The sequence below is a fragment of the Floridaenema fluviatile BLCC-F154 genome (assembly GCF_041929135.1).
GTDB classification, from domain to species: Bacteria; Cyanobacteriota; Cyanobacteriia; order Cyanobacteriales; family Aerosakkonemataceae; genus Floridanema; species Floridanema fluviatile.
Genome location: NZ_JBHFNS010000010.1, coordinates 18219 through 39220 on the forward strand (window position 1 = coordinate 18219; position 21002 = coordinate 39220).

Below are 21002 nucleotides of genomic sequence, written 5' to 3' on the forward strand. Positions count from 1 at the left end.
AGGGGAGCAGAGGAGCAGGGGAGCAGAGGAGCAGAGGAGCAGAGGAGCAGAGGAGCAGAGGGGACTTTTCAACTCAAAACTCCCCATCTCTCCCATCTGCCTACCTATTTTGCCATTGGGCGATCGCTTGTTGAGCTTCTTTATAAGCAGGAGTATCAGCCGGAACTAAATTAGCCGCTTGAATAGCCAAAACAAAATTACCTTGATTAGCTCTTTGTTTAGCCAAATTCAAAATACTTTGACTCCATTGATTAATCAAAGCTTGAGCTTGAGCGTAACCTGGATCGCCTTGGGGAATTTTCCGCGCCATATTAATTGCTTGAATGTAAGAAGAAGCAGAATTTGGGCGAATTAATCCCTTAGCCGTAGACAAAACAGCTTGATTTGCTTGTTGCTTTTTCGCCAAAGGAGTCCACTGACGAATTAACCTTTCTGCATCCGTAAAAACAGGTTGTGGATCTTGGGGAACTAGACTAGCAGCAGCGATCGCACCGCGGTAATTTCCCGTATTAGCCCGTCCCTGAGCAATATCCAAAATATTCCGACTCCAGCGTTCCATCGCAGTCTGGGCTTCCCGATACAGCGGATCGCCAGATTTAATTTGACTAACTTGCTTAATCGCCTCAACGTAAGAATTAGCCTGATTATTGCGTAACCCAACTTTGGCTTTATCCAAAGCAGTTAACCGATCGGGGGAAGTCACAGTACCAGTAATTGAATCGCCAGGACCTTCTGCTTGTTCGCCAGCGGGAAACAGGAAATTGCGTCCAAAAGTCGTCAATATCAGCAGTAACAACAACAGCAAACCACCACCCCAAAGTAGAATTTGCTGCCATAAACTGCCATTATCCTCATCGTCATCTTCCCCAGCCACATTTACTGGTTTAGGTTGACCATTGTTAGTGGATGCAGTCGGAGTTGCCCCAGCTTCTTGTTGATTACGTAAAGCAGCTTGAAAAGGATTTTCTGCCGAACTAGTTGCTACCGCAGAAGTTACACTAGCGCCACTCCCGACTAACTGAGCAGTTACAGGACTCCATTCGCCATTACTAGAACCAACAAAAACAGGTTGTTCCGGTAAAATTACCTGATGGCTCTTTCCGGGAGGATTAACCACAAATACAGGTTCTTGCAAAGGACGGCTGTGGTTTTGACTTGACTCTGGTACTCGTTCGCTTAAGTAGCGTTTTAAATTAGCTAGAGTTAAACCAGCACCCGATCGCAAACCTTCCAACAACGCCGCAGAAAACAAACCATGTTGCAGTTCGCCAACTTCATAAGAAAATTGACCAGGTTGGCAGGAAAGCACCGTAGGAATTTCCATTTCCCTCGCCAGTTCCACAGTTTGATTCCCCACCACTGTTGAACCGTCTTGATATTCCTGCTGGTGATTCATATCCAGCAAAACTAAGACTGTCCCCGCCTTAGAACCCTTGAGTTTTTCATAGATTTCTTTGACGGAAATCCCTGTAGCATTTACATCAGCTGGGTTGCCATCAATGGGCATCAGGTAATCCTGTCCTTCCCACTTCACACCATAACCGCTAAAAAAGAACCAAACCAGGTCATCTTCTTTAATTGCTTGCTGACATAAATGATCGAGCCATTGCTTCAAATTTGTGCCCGAAGGGTAAGTAGACTGACCTTCAATAAATGGTGAAGTATCTGTCAGCAGCAAACAGCGATCGGGCAAAAAACTGCCCCGACTAACTACCAGGTTCCATAAACCTTGCGCGTCAGCTTGGGCATAATTTAAAGGTTGGAAGTGTTGATATTGGTTAATGCCAATTGTGATCAACCATTGATTGCTCATAGCGTGATGTCTCCCTTGTCAAGGATGCTATTGGGTAGGTTATCAACGAGATGTTAATAGTATTTATCTTTGAGGTGAAATAATGCAAATTAGAATTTGGAGTTTATTGGTTTTTTTGGGGTTGGCTGGCAGTTTTTCTGCTGCTGAAAGTGCGATCGCGCCGCTAGTCGCCCAAGCCTACACCTCTCGCGTCAATATTACACTGGAACGGCAACCAAATGAATCTTTTCCCACCTTAACCCGTCGCGCCGAAACAGTCGCCAGAGCCGCAGCACAACGCAGTTTCGACAAGGACATCCTAGTAACACAAGCCGCTGTAGTCGTCACCGCAGAAAATGGTGGTCTATCCGCACCAATTTTGACCTTAGAAGTCAGTCGGGACAACTGGAAAAACTACCCCGACGCAAGACGCTGGTCTACCTATTACCCAACGGCTCAGGGTTTACTCAAAATTGAAAATCTCGTTCCCACAGCAGCGGAAACTACACCAGGTCAATCTCCCACCAACCCCACCAACAGTTCAGGAACCGGAACTAGTGCTAATCCTACAGCTACTTCAGCTACCACAGGAACAAATAACAATCCCACAGGTACTCTAACTTCCCCAGGTATTCAACAAACCAACACTCAAACCTTACCCTCTCGTTCCAGAGCTACCTACGGTGAAGGCTTAATTCGCAGAACTAGGGAACTCAGAGACGACATTAACAACAGACCCCCAACCGATCTCCCACAAGATTAAAGGCAGAGGGGCAGGGGGGCAGGGGGGCAGGGGGGCAGGGGGGCAGGGGGGCAGGGGGGCAGGGGGGCAGGGGGGCAGAGGGGCAGGGGGGCAGAGGGGCAGGGGGGACAAGGGGACTCTTTAACTCAAAACTCCCTCACTTCCCCATCTCCCCATCTCCCCATCTCCTCTGCCTTAGATCTCTCTCTAGACTAGGGAAGTTCTATTTCAAGTAGCAGATAAAACTTGAAAAGCGGCTAGCTAACGTGAATTTAGATCGATCGCACTAAGCCTAGATCGGCAATCAGGAGCTAGTTTAATTATGTGGAAGTTTAATCAGTCTGCTTTTAATAACAATAGGTTTTTCCGAAAACAGGTATCCAAAAGCGGCAGTTTGCTTGTTTCAATATTCTTTGCTTTAGCGGGGTTAGGAAGTACTCTCTGGGTATCTACCCCTGCTAGGGCGCAAACTGCAACTCGTGCTAATAATACTCGTGTTGATGTGACTGTGAATCGTCAGCCTAATGAAAGTTACGAAACTTTAATTGGTAGGGCGGAAACAGCGATGCGAAATGCTGTTAGCCGTGCCTTTAGTCAAAATCCGTCAATTAGAGAAGTTTCGGTGACGATTTTGGGGCAAAATGCTGGGGAAATTGCGCCAATTCTTTCTTTAGAGGTCGATCGCCAAACTTGGGCAAGTAGTCGAAATGTGCAACGCTTGGCTACTTATCTTCCGAATTCGCGATCGCTTCTCGGTTTCGCAACCCCCGGCTCTCCCAACAATAACATTGCCAATCAACCTCAACCTACAAACGCTGCAACTACCGGAAGGGTACTTCCTAACGGTGTGCGAATACTCCCCAACGGCACAGTTGTTACAGGCAATGGTGTACAAGTACTTCCCAACGGTACAGTTGTCACTAATAACGGTGTGACACAAGTGCTTCCTAACGGAAATGTTGTCTCTGGAAATACTGGTGTACAAGGCGTGCCCACTAATCCTAACTTTGTACCCGGAACTGCGGCTAGACAAGTAGCACCAAATGCTGGATTAACAAATAATGTAGGTCAATTTAACCAGACTAATCCAGGTGTCAATAACTTGAATAACAATCCAGCAAATGTTGGTATTGGTGGGTTTAATACTGGCGTTACCCAAACACCGGGATTTGGTACTGGTGTAATCCAAACACCGGGATTTGGTACTGAAATTAACCAAACTCCCGGAACTGGCGGTGTCAATGGAACTAATGGTATTGGTGGTAGCGCCGCAGGTGCTACTGGAATTGGTGGTAGCGCCGCAGGTACTACTGGAATTGGTGGTAGTGCCGCAGGTACCACTGGAATTGGTGGTAGCGCCACAGGTAGTAGTACCGGAGTTAATGGGGTTAATGGAACTACCGGAGTTAATGGGGTTAATGGAAATACCGGAGTTGGTGCTTTTTAACTGAGATCTTGCACCTGCGCTCTTAGCCCGGAAATCAATTTCCGGGCTAAGAACTTCGAGTCCATTTTAATGGACACTTGCTTACCTATAGCGTCTTGGTGCCCTACAATAGGAGGGTTGTCTACTAATAGTGAATGCAGGATTATGGCGGTTCCTAAGAAGAAAACATCAAAGGCAAAACGTGACCAACGGAGAGCGACTTGGAGACGGAAAGCTGCATTACAAGCTCAAAAGGCTTTGAGTTTGGGTAAGTCGATTTTGTCTGGACGTTCTACGTTTGTCTATCCTTCTAAGGATGAAGACGAAGACGAAGAATCCTAGAGATGGGTTAGAAGTTTGTCTTATTTTAGCGATCGCTCAATTTCCCCGCTACCGCTTCTGTTACAAAATTTAACTAAGCTGCCGATCCAACAGAACATGGATTGCTTCTGTTGTGTTAGCACAGAAAAGTCTAAATTGTTATCGGATGTTAATGATGGCTAAGTTTTTCCAGAAACCTGGGGTCGAAATGAGCGATCGTATCCCTCCCGGTCAGTATGAAGCCAAAGGTTTTCCGGTACTGACCTACGGAAGTACACCCGAAGTTAGCATTGAAAATTGGCAATTACGGGTTTGGGGTTTAGCAAAAGAGGCAACATTTACCTGGTCTGATATTATGACCATGCCGCAAAATAACTTTACTGCTGACTTTCACTGTGTCACTCGTTGGTCAAAATTAGATGTGCAGTGGACTGGGGTAAAAGTCACCGATTTTATGCAGCATATTGAAGTCAACCCCAAAGCAAAATATATCATGGAACATTGCTACGGGGGTTACACCACTAACATTAGTCTGGAAGATTTCTGGCGCGAAGAAAACTTTTTTGCTCATACTTTGTTTGGTGAACCTTTACCCCCAGAACATGGTGGCCCTTTACGATTAATTGTTCCCCATCTTTACGCTTGGAAAAGTGCCAAATGGATTAATGGTTTAGAGTTTTTAAACCAGGAAGAATTGGGTTTTTGGGAACGCAATGGTTATCACCGTCGAGGTGAACCTTGGGCGGAAGAACGTTATAGCGGAATGTGAAGAATTAACCTTGTAGAGACGTTGCTTGCAACGTCTCTACAAAACTTTAACCTACGATTTTCTTCAATAAATCTAGTTTTCCCAAATAAGGTGCATAACGTACTTTAATGTCTAACAGGAAGGATTTTTTCAAGACACTTTTTTGATGGGAAAAAGTATCGAAACTAGCTTTGCCGTGATAGCTACCTATGCCACTATTACCTACTCCACCAAAGGGTAATTCTGTGACTCCAATTTGCATGATAGTATCGTTAATACAAACGCCACCAGAGGAAGTTTTTTGTAAAATTTGTTGTTGATATTCTTGATTTTTGGAGAAGAAGTAAAGGGCTAAAGGTTTGGGTTGGCTGTTAACAAAAGAAATTGCTTCTTCGAGGTTGTTATATTCGATGATTGGCAGAATTGGGCCAAATATTTCTTCTTGCATGATTGGCGAATCTAAAGATATTTTGTCAATCAATGTAGGGGCGATGTAAAAAGTTTCTGGGTTAGTTTTGCCGCCAAGAATAATTTCACCGCTTTTGAGCAGTTCTCCTAAGCGATTAAATTGCTTTTGATTGATAATTCTGGCGAAGTCGGGACTTTTTTCTGGATCGTCTCCATAGAATTCTCGGACGCAATTTTTCATGCTGTCTATTAGAGGCTTTTTAATGTTTTGATTAACTAAAAGATAGTCTGGGGCGATGCAAGTTTGTCCGGCGTTGAGGAATTTTCCCCAAACAACTCTGCGGGCGGTATATTCGATGTTGATATCACTATCAATAATACAAGGGCTTTTTCCTCCTAGTTCTAAGGTGACTGGAGTTAGGTTTTTGGCGGCTGCTTCCATGACTATTTTGCCGATCGCTGTACCGCCTGTGAAAAAGATACGATCGAATTTTTGTTGTAATAGTTGTTGACTAGTTTCTACACCGCCTTCGACAACAGAAATATAGGCAGTATCGAAGGTTTTGGCGAATATTTTGGCGATAATACTAGAGGTATGTTGGGAAATTTCTGATGGTTTGACTATGGCGCAATTTCCGGCAGCGATCGCACCCACTAAAGGCGAAATTGTCAGATAGAAAGGATAATTCCAAGGTGCAATAATTAAGACTAATCCCAAAGGTTCGGGATAAATAAAAGCTGAACCAGGTAATTGTTCTAAAGGAGTTGCTACTTTTTTGGGTTTACTCCAATTTTTTAAATTTTTAATTGCATAATCAATTTCTTTAATAACTCCGATTTCGGTGAGATAACTTTCAAATGTAGGTTTGTTTAAGTCCGCTTTTAGGGCATCTATAATTTCATCTTTATTGTCCAAAACTGCCTGTTTTAAATTTCTCAGTTGAGTTAAGCGAAAAGCTATATCTTTGGTTTTTCCGCTAGAGAAAAACTGCTGTTGTTGCTGAAGAATTTCCGGTACTGCTAATTCTTGAGTAATCATTTGAGTTAACAACTAGCTAAAAGAATAGTGGAAATAGTGACAGCCAAGAGTTCATTTATTTGAAGAATGAAGTTACTCTTGGCTGTGTAATATTTAAACACAAGTCAGGAGACTTAGGAATTGTCGGATAGTTTTACTGGTAAACAGACAGTGAAACAACTACCTTTGCCTACTTCTGATTTAACATCAATGGTTCCTTGGTGGGTTTCGACAATGCGACGCGAAAGATGTAAACCTAAACCGCTGCCAGATTGTTTATGTTTACCTTGGCGGAATCTTTCAAATAATTTGGTTTGATCTTCTGGGGAAATTCCTGGGCCTGTGTCTTCAACTTCTACTATAATTGAAGATTTAGAATTGCTTTTGCCATCGTTCTGATTTATGAGACGCACTTCTACCGATCCGGCTTCTGTAAATTTGATGGCATTGCCAACTAAGTTCATAAAAACTCGATGTAGTTCTAAGCGATCGCCTTCGACAGTATTTTTTCCATCTGAAGAATCTGCTGCTTTTTCATCTAAGTCAAGGTTTAAACACAATTTTTTCTCGTTAGCTAAAGGTTGCAATTCTTGAAGTACTTCTTTGAGGATTTCTGTCACATCAACTTGGGTAAAATTGAGTGTTTTTCGCCCAGCTTCATAACGATATACTTCTAACAAGGTATTTACCATTGCGAGAAGATTGTGGTTGCTGCGAACCATTGTGTCTAGTACTTCGAGGATTGGGGGAGAGATTTCGCCTAAAGCTCCTTGACGAATTAAAACTAACATTCGATCGGCAGCAATTAAAGGTGTTCGTAAGTCGTGCGTAAGACGGGAAACAAAATCTTCTCTTTGACGAGCAATAGTATCGCGTTCGTCTATGCTATGTTTTAGTCGGAGAAGACTACGAACTCTTGCTAGTAATTCATCCACTTCTACTGGTTTGTGGATAAAATCATCAGCGCCATTGTCCAATCCTTTAGCTACACTAAGATGATCGTAGGCAGTGATTAGTAAAATGGGCATGAATGGTAAACTTGTCTTCTGACGCACTCTTTGGGTGACTTCAAAGCCATCCATTCCGGGCATCATGACATCTAGCAATAATAAATCGGGTGGTGATTCTTCAATGAATTCTAAAGCAGAAAATCCGTCGGAAGCAGTACTCACTTGATAGCCTTCTTCTTCCAAAATCGCTTGAATGAGAAATACATTGTCAGGGGAATCATCCACCACCAAAATACGGTCTTTTCCTACAGAGTTAGATGATAAAAAACGATTCATAGTAAAGGCAGTTTTTGCAATGATTTCTAGCAACTGTTTTCTTGTCAATCAACTTTAGTAATATTTTTTCCTACTGAGTATTTACTTTACATCATCCTACCGAAATAGATCTGTAGTTTCAAGTCAGCAACTATCCTAGCAGAAATGTTAACAATTATGTGGAAAATTAGAAAATTCATTAGATGGGAAAAACATCAAAGGATGGCAGAACAAAACTTTCTGGTTAGGTTTCTAGGGTAGTAATTCCACTGAGAATAAGTCAAAGAAATTACCGGAAACATTAGGGTACAAAGGCAAATTTTAGCAAAATGGGATGGCGATCGGTATTCTTTGCGCCTCATAAAGCTCCCTGAATTAAACTAAAATTTGTGAATAATAAACACAAATCATTGATTTCCTCATGCCTTCTAAGCTGAGCCAATACGAGGAAACTCCACCTATGGAACCACAGGAAAAGCGAGAAATACCACCGATGGAAGCAGATTGTACATTAGCTGCGATAGTCTTTACGGATGTAGAGGGATACACGGCGAAAATGGCTGTTAACCAAAATCGTACTTTGGCTTTAGTTAACCGTGACCTGCAACTAATGACGCGCATCTGCGAACAATTTAAGGGGAGAGTAGTCCAAGATACTGGTGATGGATTATTTATGTACTTTTCTAGTGCGGTAAATGCAGTATCTTGTGCTCAAGAAATTCAAAAAGTAATTTCCCAAACTGCGGCTCAGTTGCCAGAAAATAATGTACTTAAACATCGCATTGGAATTCATTTAGGGGATGTGGCTCATTTTGAGGGTGGGGAAGTTAAAGGTCATGGTGTAAATATGGCAGCACGGTTGCAAACTGTCGCTCAAGCTGGGGGTATTTGTATTTCCCAAACTGTCTATGATGTGGTGAAAAATCGCTTGCCTTTAGCAGGAATTTATCGAGAGGTACGGGAAGTTAAAGGTATTGAAGAACCTGTGACGGTTTACCAAATTCCGGCTTTAGATCTGGAAGAATCAAGTAATAAAAAGGTGTTTATTAGTTATCGCAGTCACGATCCAGATTTAAGTTTAGCTGAAGAGTTTTATCGGGCGTTAAAAGCGGCGGGACATGAAGCTTTTATGGCGGGGCAAAGTATTCGTTTGGGGGAAGGATGGCCGCAACGAATTGATTCAGAATTGAAACATAGTGATTATTTATTGTTGTTGTTATCAGAGAAGTCGGTAACAAGTGAAATGGTGATTGAGGAGGTGCGACGGGCGAAGGAGTTGCGCGATCGCAATCCTAAAGCTAAACCAGTAATTCTGCCAATTCGAGTTAATTTTCCCTTGAGTTCACCGTTAAATTACAACTTACGAGAATATCTAAATTTCATTCAGCAGCGGGAATGGCGTAATCCTGAAGACACTGAAAAGATTGTCCAAGAAATTCTAGAAATAGTAACAGAAGGAAGAGATCAAGAAGAAACTACTGAAGGTCAAAAACATCCGGTAGCAATTTCCGATTCTCAAGCTAAACCTTTGCCTGTCGCTATTCCTGAATTCCCTCTAGTTCCTGAATTACCAGAAGGTCAAGTTGAGTTGGCTTCGATTTTTTATGTGGAAAGACCACCGATTGAATCGAGATGTTATGAAACGGTTTTACAACCTGGTTCTTTAATTAGAATTAAGGCTCCGAGGCAAATGGGTAAAACTTCTTTGTTGGCGAGAATTTTACATTTTGCGGCAAATTCTGGGTTTAATTCAGTTCCTTTAAGTTTTCAATTGGCTGATGGTAAAGCTTTTACTGATTTGGATAAATTCTTGCGTTGGTTCGCTGCTAGTGTGGCGAGAAGATTGCGGTTAACTAATCGGATAGATGAGTATTGGGATGAGATTTTTGGCAGTAAAGATAACTGCACTGCTTACTTTGAAGAGTATGTATTACAGAATATCGAAAATCCTTTGATTTTGGGATTAGATGAAGTAGATTGTGTGTTTCAATATCCCGAAATAGCGGCTGATTTTTTTGGCTTGTTACGGGCTTGGCATGAGGATGCGAAAAATCGTGATATTTGGAAAAAGTTACGGTTGGTGGTGGTACATTCGACGGAGGTTTATATTCCCATTAGTATTAATCAATCACCTTTTAATGTGGGTTTACCGATCGAACTACCAGAGTTTAGTCAGGAACAGGTTCAAGATTTAGCTAAACGTTATGAGTTGCAATGGTCGGAGGTGGAAGTTGAAAAGTTAATGGCTATGGTAGGCGGTCATCCTTATTTGGTAAGATTGGCTTTATATCATATTCAACGGGGTGATTTTGCTTTGGATGAGTTGTTAGAAATTGCCCCTACTGAAGCGGGTCTTTATGCAGATCATTTACGCCGACATTTGTGGAATTTGCAACAACATCCAGAGTTGGCGGTGGCAATTAAACAGGTGATGAATGCTACTAGCCCGGTGCGGTTGGAGGCTTTATCGGCTTTTAAATTGCATAGTATGGGTTTAGTGTATTTGCAAGGAAATGAATGTAGTCCAAGATGCGATCTGTATCGGTTTTATTTGCGCGATCGCCTTGATTAAATTATTAATCTAAGTTGCTAGTTAAGGCAGCAGGGGAGAAAATCCAAAATCTAAAATCTAAAATGGAATGGCTGATTTAAATTTAAGAAATTCTGGGGATATGTACCAAGTTGGGGGAAGTTTGCCTGTGGATGCTCCCACTTACGTAAAAAGACAGGCGGATGATGAGTTATTTGCGGCGTTACAAGCGGGGGAATTTTGTTATGTTTTAAACTCGCGACAGATGGGTAAATCTAGTTTACGGGTGCAAACAATGCGGCGTTTGCAAGAGTCTGGGGTGGCTTGTGCGGCGATCGATATTACGGCGATCGGTAGCCAGCAAATTACACCGGAACAATGGTATGCAGGAGTTATTCAAAGGTTAGTTAGTAGTTTTAATTTAGCGGGTAATTTCAGTTTACGCAGTTGGTGGCGAGAAAGAGATTTGTTTTCTCCCGTACAGCGATTTAATGAATTTATTGAACAAGTATTGTTAACAGGAATTAATCAAAAAGTTGTCATTTTTATTGATGAGATTGATAGCGTTTTAAGTTTAAATTTCCGGGTTGATGATTTTTTTACGGCGATTAGGTCTTGTTATAATAATCGAGCCGATCGACCAGAATATCAACGGTTAACTTTTGCGTTGATGGGTGTAGCAACTCCTAATGATTTAATTGATGCTAAACATCAAAGTACGCCGTTTAATGTTGGTCGGGCAATTCAACTTTGTGGTTTTCAATTAGCAGATGCGGAACCTTTGCTTAAAGGTTTTCAGGGAAAAGTTCCCGATCCTAAAGGGGTTTTAAAAGAGGTTTTGGATTGGACGGGCGGACAGCCTTTTTTAACGCAAAAGGTTTGCCGAATTATCCAGAATTATCTGAGTTGTGAAACAAGTTTACATCCGAAAAATAAGATTTATAATCAGAAAGATTGGATTAAAAAAATTATTATTTCTCAAGTTATTGATAATTGGGAAGCGCAAGATGAGCCGGAACATTTGCGGACAATACGCGATCGCCTTTTGAGAAGTTGCCAACAACCAGGGAGATTATTAGGAATTTACCAGCAAATTTTGCGCCAAGGGGAGATTTCAGCTAATGGTAATTCGGAACATTTAGAGTTACAGTTGTCGGGATTAGTGGTAAAAAAAGATGGGAAATTAAAAGTTTATAATCGAATTTATGAGTTAGTTTTCGATCGTCAGTGGGTAGATGAAGCTTTAGCTAATTTGCGTCCTTATACAGATGCGATCGTTGCTTGGGAAACCACAGAAAGAAAAGATGAAAGCTATTTATTGCGCGGAAAAGCTTTACAAAATGCCTTAGAATGGGCAGCAGATAAAAGCTTAAGCACACAAGATTTCCAATTTTTAACGGCTAGCCAATCCTTAGAAACTAGAGAAATTATTCAAGCTCATCAAAAATTAAAAGAAATTCACTTCTCTGCTGAAGATCGAGAAATAATTGCCCAAGAAGCAGCCAGTATTGAGCAAGCTGGTATTAGTGCTTTACGACTATTTGAAACTCAACAAATTGAGGCATTATTGTTAGCATTACAAGCGGGAAAAGCTTTAAACTCTCTGATTAATGATGAAATTTCTTTAACAAATTATCCCAGCTACAGTCCATTATTAGCTTTACAAATCATTTTAAAATATGTTCGAGAGAAAAATAAATTTTCTAGTGATTGGCGAGGAATTACTTCGATTAGGTTTTCTCCTGATAGTCAGTATTTGGCAACTGGTTGTCGTAATGGTAAAGTACAAATATGGAGATTATCAGGGCAAAAATTAATCGAATTTGACTCTCACAAAGGAGAAGTTTGGAGTGTGAATTTCAGTCCTGATGGACAGCATTTAGCTACCACAGGAGAGGATGATAGCACTCGACTTTGGCACTTTTCTGGGCAACAGATTCATCAATTCGATCGTCATCGTAATGCAGTAATTGAAGCGAAATTTAGCCCAGATGGGAAAATTTTAGTTACAATTGCTGAGGATGGGATTAAATTTTGGAATTTATCAGGTCAACAGATAGCTAATAGAAATATTCATCGGAGTTGGGTAACAACTGTTGGTTTTTATCCAAATGGCGAATGTATTACTGCGGCTTTTCGTAACGGTATAGTCCGTTTATGGAAGCGTTTTCAGCAACAACCTTTGGAATTGAAAGTGAATCAAACTATTCAAGGAAAAATTACTGAGATTACTTTTTGTCCTGATGGACAACGCTTAGTGATGATCGAAAAAAACAATATTCTCCGACTTTGGGATTTTGCCCAACGAAAAATGTCTTATTGGCAAACTGAACATACCGAAGTTAGAAGTATTAGTTTTAGTCCTGATGGATTACAAATCGCTACGGCTGGGAAGGATAGTACAATTAAAATTTGGGATTTATCGGGAAAACTTTTATTACAATTAAATGGTCATCAAGGTACAGTTCGGGATGTTTGCTTTAGTCCAAATGGGAAATTTTTGGCAAGTGCAGGCGCAGATGGAACTGTTCGACTTTGGGATTTAAGGAAACCTTTCATGTTGTTGTGTAGCCAATATACGAGAGTTTCCGGTGTGGGATTGAGTCCTGATGGGCAATATTTAATAAGCCGGGGAGAGGATGGTACTGTCAGTTCTTGGGAAATTGTTAATTTGGATGAGTTATTAGCAAAAGCTGATGATTGGTTGAAAGATTATTTTAACAGCCATCCTGAAGAATTAAACCAAATAGTCTGTAACAATAATGACTAGAAATCTTATGACGATCGCTATCAATAATAAAAAGATGAATCATGATTATAATTTAGATTCTTATTATCAAGTTGGCGGTAGTTTGCCTGTCAATGCGCTGACTTATGTCAAACGACAGGCAGATCGAGATTTGTATCAAGCGTTAAAGTCTGGAGAGTTTTGCTATGTTTTGAACTCGCGACAAATGGGTAAATCTAGTTTGCGAATTCAAACAATGCAGCGGTTACAAGCGGAAGGGGTTGTTTGTGCGGGAATTGATTTAACTGCGATTGGTAGTCAGAATATTACGATCGAACAATGGTATGCCGGAATTACACATAAGTTGGTAAATAGTTTTAATTTATCAGTTAGTTCGCGGAGTTGGTGGCGCGATCGCCAATATCTTTCTCCGTTACAAAATTTTAGTGAATTTATTGAAGAAGTCTTATTAAAGGAAATCAAGCAAAACATCGTAATTTTTATCGATGAAATTGACAGCGTTCTCAGTTTAAATTTTTCTAGTGATGACTTTTTTGCTTTTATTCGTGCTTGTTATAACAAAAGGGCGGAAAATTCTGATTATCAAAGATTGAGTTTTGCGTTGTTAGGTGTAGCCACTCCTTCGGATTTAATTCAAGATAAAAACCGCACACCTTTTAATATTGGTCAAGCAATTGAATTATCCGGGTTTAGGTTAGATGAAGCTGCACCTTTAGCCAGTGGAATTGTGGATAAAGCTAGCAATCCGAAAGCTGTGTTAAAAGAGATTTTGTTCTGGACAGGGGGACAGCCTTTTTTGACGCAGAGATTATGTAAAATTGTCCGAAATGCGACAAGTTTCATTAATGCAGGGACAGAAGTAGAAGCGATCGAAAATTTAGTGCAAAGCCGGATTATTGAAAATTGGGAAACTCAAGATGAACCGGAACACTTAAGAACAATTCGCGATCGTTTTTTAAACAAAGGCGAACATTTAGCCAGAATTTTGGGACTATATCAGCAAATTTTACAAGATGAGGAAGTCTTGGCTGATGGTAGTTTAGAATCAATGGAATTGCGCTTATTAGGCGTAGTAGTCGAACAACAGGGAAAATTAAAAATTTACAACCCAATTTATGCTTCAGTTTTTAATTTAAATTGGGTGAAAAAAGAATTAAGTAATCTCCGACCTTACGCGGAAACATTGACAGCTTGGTTGGATTCTAAGTGTCAAGATGAATCTCGATTATTGCGTGGTCAAGCTTTGCAGGATGCTTTAGCTTGGGCGGAAAATAAAAATTTAAGTAATCAGGATTATGAGTTCTTATCTGCTAGCCAGAAATTAGATAAACAACAGGTGCAAATTGCGTTAAATGTCCAAATTAAAGCCAATAAAATTTTAACAGCTGCACAAAAGAAAGCTAGAAGAACGATTCGTACAGGTTTTGTGGGATTAGCTTTAACTACGGCTTGTGCGATTGGTGTAATGGTGTGGACACACACAACTGGACAAACTATGGATGCGTTAAACAAAGCCAAAGAAAGCTTAAGCTTAGAACAAAAGGCAGATAGTGCTTTCCGAAAATTTGAGACTGAGCAACTAGAAGCTTTACTCTCAGCTATTCAAACAGGACAAAGATTAAAAGAAATAGTTAAACACTCTCGTTTTGGAAAGAAATATCCTGCGCTCATTCCAGTATCAACTCTGCAACATATTTTAGGTAATATTAAAGAACAAAATTATTTTAATATTAATTCAGGTCGGGTTTTTAGTGTGAGCTTCAGTCCCGATGGGCAGTATATAGCTACCACAGCAGAAGAGGGAATTATCCAAATTTTAGATATTTATGCCAACAGAAGTAGAAGATTAAAAAGTCATAATAACCAGTCAGTGCGGAGTGTAGATTTTAGTCCAGATGGTAAATATATTGCTACTGCTGGCGAAGATGGAACAGCAAGAATCTGGAGTTTGTCAGGCAAAGAATTAACTCAATTAAAAGGTCATGAAGGCGAAGTTTGGAGTGTCAGTTTTAGTCGAGATAGTCAGCGTCTAGTGACTGCGGGACAAGATGGGACGGCGAGAATTTGGGATTTATCAGGTACACAATTAGGAAAACTAAAAGGTCACACAGGAGCAATTTGGAACGCAATTTTTAGTCCAGATGGTAAATATATTGCTACTGCTGGTGAAGATGGAACAGCAAGAATTTGGCTGCCATCAGGAAGAGAAATCCAGAAATTAACAGGGAATCAAGGATCAGTTATTAGCCTAAGTTTTCAACCAAACGGACAACGGTTGGTCACTACAGGAGAAGATGGAATTATTCGAGTTTGGAATATGGCGGAAAAGTCCTTGGGACAACCTTTGGAAAAATGGAAAAATAGTCGAAGCCCTGTATTAAATGCTAGTTTTAGTCCCGATGGCAAATACTTAGCAACGGCAGGAGTCGATGGGAAAGCTAAACTTTGGAACTTATCTGGAAAGTTGTTAGCAGAATTTCCTAGTCATCAAAGACGGGTAGAAAGTCTCAGCTTTAGTCCTAATAAAAAAATCCTCGCCACAGCAGGCGCAGATGGTAAAGTGCGAATTTGGAACTTGGAATGGCCTTTGACAAGTTCGCGGCAATTAGTATCAAGTTGGCAAGGACATAGTGGAGAAGCTTGGAGTGTAAATTTTAGCCCGGATGAAAAATATTTTGCTTCAGCTGGGCAAGATGGGATAGCTAAAGTTTGGAACTTACAAGGAAAACAAGTAGCTGAATTTAAGTGTCATCAGAATGGAATTAATAGTGTAATTTTTAGTCGGAATGGAAAGTTATTAGCTACGGCAGGAAATGACTATCAATTGCGCTTGTGGAGTTGGGAATCCAAGGGTTTAGTGCGATCGCTAATTCATCCCGATCGAGTTTATAGTGCTAGCTTTAGTCCCGATGCTCAAAGTATAGTTACCAGTGGAAAAGATGGGATTATTCGCATCTGGAAAACTTCTGTATCGCAGCCACCGATTCTGTTGAAAGGTCATCAAGGTTCAGTTAATAGCGTTACTTTTAGTCCCGATGGGCAATACATAGCTTCAGCTGGAAAAGATGGTACTATTCGACTTTGGAATTTATCGGGAAAACAGTTGGTGAAAATTAGCGGTCATGAAGGCGAAATTTTCACTATCAATTTTAGTCCCAGTGGTCAACAGTTGGTCAGTAGCGGAACTGACACAACAATCCGGGTTTGGGATTTATCTGGTAAAGAATTAAATAAGTTTAGTACTGGTCAAGGTGGAGTATTAAATGCTACTTTTAGCCCAAATGCTCAGCTGTTGGCTACTGCTGGACAGGACGGAACAATACAGTTATGGTTGCCATCAGGACAGCTAATTGCTCAATTTAACGGTCACGAAGGTAGAGTTTACAGTGTAAGTTTTAGCCCCAATGGAAAATACTTAGTCACTGTGGGAAGAGATGGTACAGTAAGGCGTTGGCGCGTGGAAGGATTAGACGAGTTACTCAAGCGCGGTTGCTTGTGGTTAAAAGATTACTTTGCCGTTCATCCGAACGCCTCCCGTATTTGTGCCAAAATGCCTTAGTTTTTATCTTCTTCAATTAATACAAAAGAGCCAAACAAATTAACTGTCTGGTGTCAGCAAATGGCAGGAAAAACTGACTTACGTATAATCAACCTAATTTTTGTGTAAGTTCGATACTTGTCGATTCATCAAAAAGAGTCGTAATCTCACCAATGGCGCAAATCGGAACATTTTCTATAATTGTGGTAAAAGGTAGTAGAATCAAGTGAAATTTTTCTATCTTTCCGGATCGGGACGAGATCGCTCGTAACATTATTTATGATCTACATACAGTGGGAGATTGATCTTGGAAAATCAATGATAATTTAAATCACAAATAGGGAACTAATTGCTGCCATTGTACATCATGTTGTTTAAAAACTAGTGGAGGTAAAAGCAAATGAAATTAGTTTTAATAGTTTTGGAAATAATCATCTTGAGTGGGTTTACAGTTTCTTACGCTAACCATAAGTTGCAGAATATGGGGAAACATTACATTGAGCAATCTGGTTTCTCTATGTTAGCTGAAGCGGTTCCAGAAGATAATGGTTCTCCAGATACCAGAGGAAAAGGTAAAGGACGAGGTGGCAGATTTCAAGAAGACAGAAATAAACAAATAAAGTCTTGCTAATGGCAATCTTTGTTTAGTTGTTTTATTTTGTTTCTTTGTCAGTTAATGAACATTCCAACTGCATCTGCTATCTTCTTTCTTCTATTTGTGAGTATTTTAATTATCTAAGTTGATGCAAGATCAACTTACAGGGAAATTTATTTTTAATTTTTTAGTAATTTATACTGTTCACGGTCATAGAGCGAGCTTTTTTAACTCGGTAGGGGCGAAGCATTCCGGTAGATATATTTGACAATAACCAACAAATTATTGCCGGAATCTGCGCCCCTACAAATTGGCTGAAAGCTTTTGAACATCTAAGCAAAAACCTCAATTCGTTTCCGAATTTCTGGGCGCAGTCACCTCGTTAAGGATCTGTTGAAATTCGGGTATCGAAGCAATTGTAATCGCTGTTCGCAGGAGAGTTTTTAACGCAGAGGCATCATCAATTTTATTAATCGATTCTACAATTTCTGTTGGTACTTCGGAAAATCGAATTTCCAAAATCTCAATTACATTTTCTTTGGCATTTTGGACAATACCTTCTTGAATTGCTAATCGTTCAATACTAGTTACGTATCGCATTCTATTTGCCTCCTCTTGTCTTCTTATTTCTGCTTTAAAATTATTCGCCAACTCCTCTGGTAACACCATTATCCAGTCAATAAACCGAAATAAATCCAGAATATCTTCTCGGTTATAGCCTCGTTCAAATAGGTTTCTGACTAGGTTTAATTTCCACTGTAAGCGATTTTCTGGATCTCGATAAGTCGCCTTGGCTTTGAGATGCGCCATTACAATGATACCGAAAGGATTTGTGGTTTGTTCTAAAGTTTCCCATTGGTTAGCGTAGTCTAAAAGTTTGGCGACGGGAAATTCTAAACTAACTCGGCATCCACCTAGTTCATAACTATACCTTGAAGGTCGCCAATTTGTTTCTTCGTCCGCTAGAATAGCTAAACTAATTACTCGCTTTTTATGACGATCGTACAAGCGGTAATTGTAAATATAAATTCTTTGGGCAAAATCGCGATCGTACTGTCCTTGAACCTCCAGATGAACTAATACCCAAGCTTCTTCACCACTTTTGAGCCAAACTTTGACGACTTTATCAGCTAAACGCCTCCCTACTTCTGCTTCTGGATCTAATTGTTGTAATTCTGTATCCAGAAATTCATAAGGGCGCATCCAGTCGATCGCCGTATAAGCAGAATGAAAGAAAAACTCTAAGAGGCGAGGAAAAAATCGCTCTATTATCTCTTTCCAAGGACTATCATAATCAGTTCGTTGCTCAATCATAAACTTTTCAAATTTGGCAACAAATTAAAACAAAAAGTATCGTTGCGCCATTGGTAAAACTGTTGCAGGTTCACAAGTTAATAACTCTCCATCTGCCCTAACTTGATAGGTTTCTGGATCGACTTCTATTTGCGGTAAAGCATCATTTAATTTCAAATCCCGCTTGGTAATTTGGCGAGTTCCTGATACGGCGATCGCACTTTTTTGTAACTTCAATTGTCTGGGAATTTCTCTTTCTAATGCTGCTTGAGAAACAAAGGTAAATGATGTTGCAGCGATCGCACCACCAAAACTCGCAAACATCGGGCGAGTATGCACGGGTTGAGGTGTAGGAATACTGGCATTTGCATCACCCATTTGAGAGTATGCGATCGCTCCACCTTTAATCACAATCTCTGGTTTTACCCCAAAAAATGCAGGTTTCCAAAGGCACAAATCTGCAATTTTTCCCTCTTCCACCGAACCGACAAATTGAGCAATTCCGTGAGTAATTGCCGGATTAATAGTATACTTAGCTACATACCTCTTTACCCTGAAGTTGTCTGCTCTCTCTCCTTCTCCTTCGCCTTGTGAAGTTAGAGGAGAGAGAGTTCCTCTTTGCACTTTCATTTTGTGGGCGGTTTGCCAAGTGCGAATAATCACTTCCCCGACTCTACCCATTGCTTGCGAATCGGAAGAAATCATGCTGAATGCGCCTAAGTCGTGCAAAATGTCTTCAGCGGCGATCGTTTCCCGACGAATGCGCGACTCGGCAAAGGCGACATCTTCGGGAATGCTGGGCGAAAGGTGATGGCACACCATCAGCATATCTAAGTGTTCTTCCAAAGTGTTCAAAGTGTAAGGTCGAGTTGGGTTGGTGGAAGAAGGTAGCACATTTAACTCGCCGCACACTTTAATGATGTCTGGTGCGTGCCCTCCCCCTGCGCCTTCGGTGTGGTAAGTGTGGATGGCGCGGTTTTTGAAGGCGGCGATCGTCGCTTCTACAAATCCGGCTTCGTTGAGAGTGTCGGTATGAATTGCTACCTGTACGTCGAATCGATCGGCAACGCTGAGGCAAGTATCAATTGTTGCTGGTGTGGTTCCCCAATCTTCGTGCAGTTTTAACCCCATCACGCCTGCTAAGACTTGTTCTTCCAATGCTTCCGGCTTGCTGCTGTTGCCTTTGCCCAAAAATCCCAAGTTGACGGGAAAGGCATCGGCGGCTTGCAACATTCGGTAAATATTCCAGGGGCCTGGGGTGCAAGTGGTAGCGTTTGTACCAGTGGCGGGGCCAGTACCACCGCCAATCATTGTGGTAATTCCTGATGCGATCGCGGTTTCGATTTGTTGCGGGCAAATAAAGTGAACGTGCGAATCTATACCACCCGCAGTCAGTATCATTCCTTCCCCGGCTAAAGCTTCGGTTCCAGGGCCAATAATAATATTTACATTGTCTTGAATATAGGGATTTCCGGCTTTTCCAATCTTATAAATTTTGCCATCTTTAATGCCAATATCTGCTTTAATAATGCCCCACCAATCGACGATTAAAGCATTAGTAATTACTAAATCAACTGCACCATTACTGTTAGAAATTGGCGATTGTCCCATGCCATCTCGAATTACTTTGCCACCGCCAAATTTGACTTCATCGCCGTAGGTTGTTAGGTCTTGTTCTACTTCAATAAATAATTCGGTGTCGGCTAAACGGATGCGATCGCCCACAGTTGGCCCATAAGTTTCTGCATAAGCCCGTCGATCCATTCTGTAACTCATAATCACTCCTCACAATTGACTAATTTGAAAATTTTCAAACTTAGTAGAAAAACCATTTCCATCGGGAGAGGCACACATTAAACCTGCATTTATTGTTAGTTTTGGGGTAAGATATGCCAATCGCAACATTGTGTAATCTGCGCCATCAAAAGAGTATTTTACTTCGATCGCACTACCACGCCGAATTACTTTCATCCAAATAGAAACGGGATTTTCTGGCAAGGGAACAACTGACCAATCGGAATAATTTCTAGTCACAACAGCACTAATTTGTTGCACACTTTCGACAAATTCAATGCCACATTTTAACCAGTTAGCTTCATCCAAACGCAGCATAATTCCCGCTTGATCGTATAAGTCTCGGTACTCACCGCTAACTTTTACATCAACAACAAAATCGCCTTGAATTGTTTGATAAAAAAAGTGACCGTTGTCTCGAATAAAGCCGTAGTGAGTTTCGCGCCAAAAGTCAGTTTTCGCCCCAGAAGTAACGCTAATTATATCACCTTGAATTTGCCAATTTGGAGGCTGGTTATACCATTCCATAGCTAATTTTTTGTGACTTTAGTAGATTTTACATTCAAACAATTTATAGCAGTTCTCATAACGGTGAGGTATACGTATTGTAGGGGCGGGTTTAGCTGAAATCCTTGCTGTGTGAAAGATATACCAATCAAAACCTGCCCCCAAATGTACCGCATCCAAACGAGAAACGCTATATCTAATGTGATTGAGTTGGCATTGATATTTCTCCAGAAATTGTTAGTCTCTAAATCTTCGGAAGTCTTTGGCTGCGCTTAA

General features: G+C 40.8%; 14 protein-coding genes. 8 read left to right on the forward strand and 6 right to left on the reverse strand.

Going from position 1 to position 21002, the window contains the following annotated elements; translation table 11 throughout:
- Positions 1-100: 100 nt before the first annotated feature.
- Positions 101-1813: a caspase family protein gene (locus ACE1B6_RS00410; protein ID WP_413255254.1), complete on the reverse strand. Its 1713-nt coding sequence runs from the start codon at positions 1811-1813 to the stop codon at positions 101-103.
- 82 nt (positions 1814-1895) lie between these two features.
- On the opposite strand from ACE1B6_RS00410, the gene ACE1B6_RS00415 reads away from it, so the two are divergent.
- The 4 genes from ACE1B6_RS00415 to ACE1B6_RS00430 all read left to right on the forward strand — a co-directional run bounded on the left by ACE1B6_RS00415 (position 1896) and on the right by ACE1B6_RS00430 (position 5050).
- Positions 1896-2555, forward strand: coding sequence for a hypothetical protein (locus ACE1B6_RS00415; RefSeq protein ID WP_413255255.1), 660 nt, complete (start codon positions 1896-1898; stop codon positions 2553-2555).
- Positions 2556-2856: 301 nt separating this feature from the next.
- Complete coding sequence (locus tag ACE1B6_RS00420; RefSeq protein WP_413255256.1) at positions 2857-3981, forward strand: hypothetical protein; 1125 nt, start codon at positions 2857-2859, stop codon at positions 3979-3981.
- Between the two features lie 144 nt (positions 3982-4125).
- Positions 4126-4302, forward strand: coding sequence for a 50S ribosomal protein L32 (gene rpmF / locus ACE1B6_RS00425; protein WP_413255257.1), 177 nt, complete (start codon positions 4126-4128; stop codon positions 4300-4302).
- Positions 4303-4453: 151 nt separating this feature from the next.
- Positions 4454-5050 (forward strand): sulfite oxidase-like oxidoreductase, encoded by a 597-nt coding sequence (locus ACE1B6_RS00430; RefSeq protein WP_413255267.1) that lies wholly within the window; start codon positions 4454-4456, stop codon positions 5048-5050.
- Positions 5051-5096: 46 nt separating this feature from the next.
- Here ACE1B6_RS00430 and ACE1B6_RS00435 read toward each other — a convergent pair whose 3' ends face one another.
- Positions 5097-6476, reverse strand: coding sequence for an aldehyde dehydrogenase (locus tag ACE1B6_RS00435; RefSeq protein ID WP_413255258.1), 1380 nt, complete (start codon positions 6474-6476; stop codon positions 5097-5099).
- Positions 6477-6589: 113 nt separating this feature from the next.
- Positions 6590-7741, reverse strand: a complete 1152-nt coding sequence (locus ACE1B6_RS00440; protein ID WP_413255259.1) for a sensor histidine kinase — start codon at positions 7739-7741, stop codon at positions 6590-6592.
- Between the two features lie 439 nt (positions 7742-8180).
- On the opposite strand from ACE1B6_RS00440, the gene ACE1B6_RS00445 reads away from it, so the two are divergent.
- From ACE1B6_RS00445 to ACE1B6_RS00460, 4 genes are all read left to right on the forward strand, one after another.
- Positions 8181-10292 carry an AAA-like domain-containing protein gene (locus ACE1B6_RS00445; protein WP_413255260.1) on the forward strand — a complete coding sequence of 704 codons (2112 nt, stop codon included), beginning with the start codon at positions 8181-8183 and terminating at the stop codon, positions 10290-10292.
- A gap of 67 nt (positions 10293-10359) precedes the next feature.
- Positions 10360-13020: an AAA-like domain-containing protein gene (locus ACE1B6_RS00450; RefSeq protein ID WP_413255261.1), complete on the forward strand. Its 2661-nt coding sequence runs from the start codon at positions 10360-10362 to the stop codon at positions 13018-13020.
- Positions 13013-16558 (forward strand): WD40 domain-containing protein, encoded by a 3546-nt coding sequence (locus tag ACE1B6_RS00455; protein ID WP_413255262.1) that lies wholly within the window; start codon positions 13013-13015, stop codon positions 16556-16558. The genes ACE1B6_RS00450 and ACE1B6_RS00455 overlap by 8 nt, the downstream gene beginning before the upstream one ends.
- A 379-nt stretch (positions 16559-16937) precedes the next feature.
- Positions 16938-17168 carry a hypothetical protein gene (locus tag ACE1B6_RS00460; protein WP_413255263.1) on the forward strand — a complete coding sequence of 77 codons (231 nt, stop codon included), beginning with the start codon at positions 16938-16940 and terminating at the stop codon, positions 17166-17168.
- A 309-nt stretch (positions 17169-17477) separates the two neighbouring features.
- Here ACE1B6_RS00460 and ACE1B6_RS00465 read toward each other — a convergent pair whose 3' ends face one another.
- Genes ACE1B6_RS00465 through ACE1B6_RS00475 form a run of 3 tightly spaced genes read right to left on the reverse strand, consistent with a single transcriptional unit; the run spans position 17478 to position 20747 of the window.
- The gene (locus ACE1B6_RS00465) at positions 17478-18446 is read right to left on the reverse strand and encodes an RpnC/YadD family protein (RefSeq protein WP_413255264.1); all 969 of its coding nucleotides are present in this window, start codon (positions 18444-18446) and stop codon (positions 17478-17480) included.
- Between the two features lie 24 nt (positions 18447-18470).
- Entirely contained in the window at positions 18471-20201 is a 1731-nt protein-coding gene (gene ureC, locus ACE1B6_RS00470) for an urease subunit alpha (protein ID WP_413255265.1), read from the reverse strand.
- Positions 20202-20210: 9 nt separating this feature from the next.
- Positions 20211-20747: a DUF1349 domain-containing protein gene (locus ACE1B6_RS00475; protein ID WP_413255266.1), complete on the reverse strand. Its 537-nt coding sequence runs from the start codon at positions 20745-20747 to the stop codon at positions 20211-20213.
- Positions 20748-21002: the final 255 nt, after the last annotated feature.

Coding starts and splice junctions, on each gene's coding strand:
- ACE1B6_RS00430 (WP_413255267.1), top strand. CDS start 4,454: ATGATGGCTAAGTTTTTCCAGAAACCTGGGGTCGAAATGAGCGATCGT.
- ACE1B6_RS00415 (WP_413255255.1), top strand. CDS start 1,896: ATGCAAATTAGAATTTGGAGTTTATTGGTTTTTTTGGGGTTGGCTGGC.
- ACE1B6_RS00460 (WP_413255263.1), top strand. CDS start 16,938: ATGAAATTAGTTTTAATAGTTTTGGAAATAATCATCTTGAGTGGGTTT.
- ACE1B6_RS00440 (WP_413255259.1), bottom strand. CDS start 7,741: ATGAATCGTTTTTTATCATCTAACTCTGTAGGAAAAGACCGTATTTTG.
- ACE1B6_RS00450 (WP_413255261.1), top strand. CDS start 10,360: ATGGCTGATTTAAATTTAAGAAATTCTGGGGATATGTACCAAGTTGGG.
- ACE1B6_RS00455 (WP_413255262.1), top strand. CDS start 13,013: ATGACTAGAAATCTTATGACGATCGCTATCAATAATAAAAAGATGAAT.
- ACE1B6_RS00420 (WP_413255256.1), top strand. CDS start 2,857: ATGTGGAAGTTTAATCAGTCTGCTTTTAATAACAATAGGTTTTTCCGA.
- rpmF (WP_413255257.1), top strand. CDS start 4,126: ATGGCGGTTCCTAAGAAGAAAACATCAAAGGCAAAACGTGACCAACGG.
- ACE1B6_RS00465 (WP_413255264.1), bottom strand. CDS start 18,446: ATGATTGAGCAACGAACTGATTATGATAGTCCTTGGAAAGAGATAATA.
- ACE1B6_RS00435 (WP_413255258.1), bottom strand. CDS start 6,476: ATGATTACTCAAGAATTAGCAGTACCGGAAATTCTTCAGCAACAACAG.
- ACE1B6_RS00410 (WP_413255254.1), bottom strand. CDS start 1,813: ATGAGCAATCAATGGTTGATCACAATTGGCATTAACCAATATCAACAC.
- ACE1B6_RS00475 (WP_413255266.1), bottom strand. CDS start 20,747: ATGGAATGGTATAACCAGCCTCCAAATTGGCAAATTCAAGGTGATATA.
- ACE1B6_RS00445 (WP_413255260.1), top strand. CDS start 8,181: ATGGAACCACAGGAAAAGCGAGAAATACCACCGATGGAAGCAGATTGT.
- ureC (WP_413255265.1), bottom strand. CDS start 20,201: ATGAGTTACAGAATGGATCGACGGGCTTATGCAGAAACTTATGGGCCA.